At 43.3% G+C, this 4927-nt stretch carries 4 protein-coding genes and 1 riboswitch; of the genes, 2 read left to right on the forward strand and 2 right to left on the reverse strand.

Annotation, left to right across the window (positions count from 1 at the left end):
• Nucleotides 1-209: 209 nt before the first annotated feature.
• Both mgtE and ACYQ2O_RS10430 read right to left on the reverse strand, forming a co-directional pair.
• Complete coding sequence (gene mgtE / locus ACYQ2O_RS10425; RefSeq protein ID WP_346024968.1) at nt 210-1577, reverse strand: magnesium transporter; 1368 nt, start codon at nt 1575-1577, stop codon at nt 210-212.
• 239 nt (nt 1578-1816) lie between these two features.
• Nucleotides 1817-1986: riboswitch (M-box (ykoK) riboswitch) on the reverse strand.
• Between the two features lie 100 nt (nt 1987-2086).
• On the reverse strand, nt 2087-2788 hold the full coding sequence (locus ACYQ2O_RS10430) for a phosphoribosyltransferase (protein ID WP_346024967.1): 702 nt from the start codon (nt 2786-2788) through the stop codon (nt 2087-2089).
• 197 nt (nt 2789-2985) lie between these two features.
• Here ACYQ2O_RS10430 and ACYQ2O_RS10435 point away from each other — a divergent pair, with 197 nt between their 5' ends.
• Nucleotides 2986-3393: a YtxH domain-containing protein gene (locus ACYQ2O_RS10435; RefSeq protein WP_459796567.1), complete on the forward strand. Its 408-nt coding sequence runs from the start codon at nt 2986-2988 to the stop codon at nt 3391-3393.
• Between the two features lie 753 nt (nt 3394-4146).
• Nucleotides 4147-4755 (forward strand): NAD(P)H:quinone oxidoreductase type IV, encoded by a 609-nt coding sequence (wrbA, locus tag ACYQ2O_RS10440; protein ID WP_346024965.1) that lies wholly within the window; start codon nt 4147-4149, stop codon nt 4753-4755.
• Nucleotides 4756-4927: the final 172 nt, after the last annotated feature.

Below are 4927 nucleotides of genomic sequence, written 5' to 3' on the forward strand. Positions count from 1 at the left end.
CACCCTTGTGACCTTAACTGAAACCATTCAAGTGTTTGTCAAGGGCAAATGCGGCTCCGATTGGTATAGTCAGTGGGCCTTCACCACCTTTAATTTTTAGTTTTCATAAAAAATTTGACAGTTCCAAGTATTCTTCTTATCGTAGTTTACCAAAAAAACAGATCGCCGTGAGTGACAGCCTGCTTTATTTCAATTATTGGGTTCTTAAATTACATCAAGTAGCCAAGCAGCTGAGTGACTAATACGAAGTAAATGACCAGCCCAGATATATCTTTAATCGTCGTAATGATCGGATCTGCTCCTGCAGCCTGATCGATGCCCAGTTTGAACAGGATGTAAGGAATAAAGAAACCAAGTACGGTTGCGAGAGTCATAGTAACTGCCAGAGCGACACCAACGGCTATTCCCAGTTCAGGAATGCCCTGCCAGACGGAAGCAATGATCCCTGTCACCAGCCCCACTAATGCACCCATACTTAGACCGACCAGCGTCTCTTTACCTAAATGCTTCATAAAACGGTTGGTATCGACATGACCCAGAATCAGTCCACGTGCGAAAATAGTTGAGGACTGCGTTCCTGCACTCCCTCCCATATCCATAATGACCGGAATGAAGATCGCTACTGCCGCAATTGCTTCAAGGGCTTCTTCAAATGAATCGATAACGACACCTGCAAGCAGACCCCCGACCATCGTAATAACGAGGAAAGGCAGCCTGACCTTCCAAATCTGCATAATAGACCCGTTGACCAGACGCTCACTGCGGTTGGATTCCCGATCATTTAAGTCCGCCAGACCGGCTTTATCGAAGATATCTTCTGTTGTTTCTTCTTCGATGATATCCATGGCGTCATCGAAAGTCAGGATTCCAACGATCCGATTTTCCTTATCAACGACTGGCAGAGCAAGAAAGTCGAGCGTCTGAAGCATACGTGCGGCCTCTTCCTGATCGGTATCCGTCGAAACTTTCGCTACACGCTTGTGCATGACCGTTTCGATACGTGCATCAGGATCAGCGATGACCAGTTCTCTTAGTGACAGCACACCTTCCAGCATTCTTTTTGCATCGGTCACGTACACGATATAAATCGTTTCTTTTTCAGCAGCCGTCAATCTAATTGCCTCAAGCGCTTCTTTCACAGTCTGTTCTTTTTTGACCGTTACGTATTCCGGTGTCATCAGACGACCCGCTGTTTCTTCTTCGTAACCCATAAGCAGCGCCGTTGCCTGCCGTTCTTCCTGGTTGAGTGAGCCGATGATTTTTTTCGTGACCTTAGCTGGAAATTCGTCCAGCAGACGTACACGATCATCCGGGGCCATTTCTGCAAAGACCTCGATGACTCGTTCTTCACTGAACGAGCTGATCAGCTGCTGCTGACTGTTCGGATCCAGATCCTCAAATATATCCAGCGCACGGTCTTTAGACAGCAGGCGAAAGACCACTGCCTTTTCGTCCGCAGGCAGGTCATGCAGCAGATTAATCAGATCAAGATCCCCTGCACCTGACAGTGTCTGCTTCAAGCTTTCCATATCTCTTTTCTCAAGATGAGTCCATACTGTGTTTTTGAATTTTTCCATGATGATTCCTCCAATATATTATGTTATTCCAATGTTCTCCCGTTATACTTACCAGCCAACTTAAACTTTCACTGTCGTCATTTATCACCATGACTCCACCCCCATTTTTTTGCAGATAAAAACGGCCTCCAGATTGTGTCCGGAAGCCGCATACTAAACCATTATCAGAATAAAGAGTAAACACTCGTGCTGCTTATTGTAATTATACATTTGCCTGTCAATGCAGGCCAAATGATCATACATCTACTCTTCGTCTGGGTTTTAGCACTAAATGACGTAGATTCGCGAGGAATCAGCTATCTTATGCAAGACCTTAATCCGATCATGCCTGTTCTACCCATTGGCTTCTCTCGAAGTTTTTGGGCAATAGCCTGTGTTCATTTAGGAGCCTCTCCTAACAAGTATTTGATTTACCGTTTTTCAGTTTATATAATAGTTTACTCTGTGTCAAAGAAAAAAAGCACTTTTTACATTTCTGTCACATTTTTAATGAGTAGACTGTTAGTTTATTACAATGACTTCAGAAGCTTTTCCACTTCATTGTCTTCTACTTGAGGGAAATGATCATAGTAGGCCCCGACCGCCCCCAGAAAATAATCCGGTACCTCAACGGCTACCACCTGATCGACTGCTTTTTTCAGCGTTCTATAGGTGTCCATAGGAATAACAGGCACAGCGATGATTATCTTCTCTGCGCCCTGATCTATTACTGCATTGATCGCTGCTTTCATTGTGAGTCCAGTAGCGATCCCATCGTCTACAATAATCACTGGACGGCCCTTTACCGCTTTAGTTTCCAGCCACTTTGCATACATCTGCCGTCGGTTTGTCATCTGTTTTCTCAATACCTTTACTTCTCTTTCAAGCCAGTCATCTTCGATCCGGTCTGTTTCCATTCGATTCAGCAGCGGGTCGCCACTTTCTGAAACTGCACCGATCGCGTATTCTGGCTGATACGGATGTCCGATCTTTTTCGACAGCAAAACGTCGAAGTCCAGCTGATGTTTGCGGGCAATTTCTATACCTAAGGGCACCCCGCCTCTTGGAAGAGCGAGCACGACTGCATTCTTCACATCTATATGATTGAGTTTTTCGGCCAGTTGTCTGCCTGCATCCTGTCGGTTATGAAAAAGAATAAAATCCTCTCCTGTCTTTTTCTTCTTGAGAGAGTGACTATTTCTTCCAAATCTGCCATTTATTTTACCCAACATTTCATTGACCTGTGGCTTTTCATTCTTTACACATCGATTATAGCATATTATCTCATCAGGTCCATTCATAGCCCTTTTCTATCCGAACGATGAGGTTTTCAAATCTCTCGAGGGATTCTCTTTTCAAAAAAGTAAAGTTTGTTCTATAATGAGTAGAGAGAATTCAACATTATTTATTTGTCAGGGAGGAATGCACTATGTCATTTATTAAAGGCGCATTAATCGGAGCAGCTCTAGGATTACTGTTTGCTCCTAAAAGCGGGAAAGAAACACGTGACGATATCGCTCGTCGATTCGATGATTCGAAAAAACAGGCTAGTGAATACGCAGATAAAGCGAAAGTGAAATCTGGAGAACTGGCTCAAACTACGGGCGAAGCAACTGAAAACATCAAGCTGACTATTTCCAAGACAGCTCAGGAACTTCGTGATCAGCTTCATCATGCTTCTGAAGAAATCAGAAAAGAAGCGATGGACCTGAAAGACGAAGTTAAAGTAACTACTGAAGAAGCTGCAGAAGAAGTATCTGCAGAAGTCGATCAGGCTACTGAAGATCTAAATAAAGATCATGACCATGGATCTAAAATTCCAGGCGAACCTGGCTAGGTCTTTTACTCAATAGTCTGAAATAGATGAGCGAACTTAACAAGCCAGTACCAGCAGGACTTCCTGTTGGTACTGGCTTGTTTTTTCTGTCTCTTCTTGTGGATTTCATGAAGAGTTTACTCATTAGAGGCTATGTACTAAATGCTTACGCTATCTGTTCACCCTAATTTATTGCTGAACTGCCTTTGGGCTACTTATAGTTAATTGGGTCAAAGGTGTTCTGATCTATAAGTAGACCTCGTCTACTTATACCTTATTCCATGATTTTGCTCTGAATTACCGCTAGACCGTCTCTACTTGCATCTTATTATATTTTGTCGCCGCAAGCTACCACCAGACTGCTTCTAGCTATACCTTATTCTATAATTCTGTTCTAAACTACCGCTAGACCGCTTCTACTTATACCTTATTTTATGATTTCGCTCCGAACTATCATTAAAACGCCGCTAATTATACCTTATTCCTTAATACCACTATTAAACTAGCACTAACTCCCCTGCTACTTACACCTTATTTATGACTTTGAACTCTGAACTACAAGTAGCTCTCCCAAGATCCTTCAAAGTCATTAAAGGAATTGCCAGCTCATCGAATCCAGGAAATAAATCTGCTAAATCACACTGAAATTTTCTAGAAAAACTATTAACAGTTATTAGTTGACACTTCAATCGATTTGAATTACTATACAAAGGTAAGTAATACGAATTAGAGATAATCTACTTCGAAACACCAACTAAAAAGGAGCACATACACATGTCAGTTAAACTATCTATAATTTATTACAGCTCAACAGGTACAAACTATCAACTTGCTCAGTGGGCGAAAGCTGCTGCAGAAGCTAAAGGAGCAGAAGTAAGACTAGTCAAAGCATCTGAAACTGCGCCAATGGAAGCCATTGAATCAAACCCTGCATGGAAAGAGCATTACGAAGCGACTAAAGATGTTCCTGAAGCAACTTCAGATGACATCACTTGGGCAGATGCGCTTTTATTCAGCGTTCCTTCACGTTTTGGAACAATGCCATCTCAGATGAAACAATACATCGATTCACAAGGTGGACTGTGGGCAACTGGACAGACAATCAATAAAGTTGTCAGTGCCATGTCTTCTGCTCAGAACCCTCACGGTGGACAGGAAGCAACCATCCTTTCACTATACACTTCAATGATGCACTGGGGCGCAATCATTGCGGCTCCTGGTTACTCTGATCCAGTATTATTTGGAGCTGGCGGAAATCCTTACGGTACATCTGTCACTGTAAGTGGTGAAGGTGAAATGCAGGAAGACGTCAAAGGCGCCGTTGAGCACCAGGTCAACCGTACTCTTGATATCACTTCAATGGTCGTTAACGGCTCAAACTAATTCAATCTATTCAAAAAGATCAGCTTCCCGACAGGGGAATGCTGATCTTTTTCGTGCGCCCGGCATGGGCGACAACTTGGTGGTGAAAGTCCACTACAGACTTGGCAGTAGGAACTGTTAGCGAAAGTCAAGGGTGTCCGCCGTGAGGCGGAATCTGAAGGAAGACGGACGC

It is taken from the genome of Alkalibacterium sp. m-11, assembly GCF_054658155.1.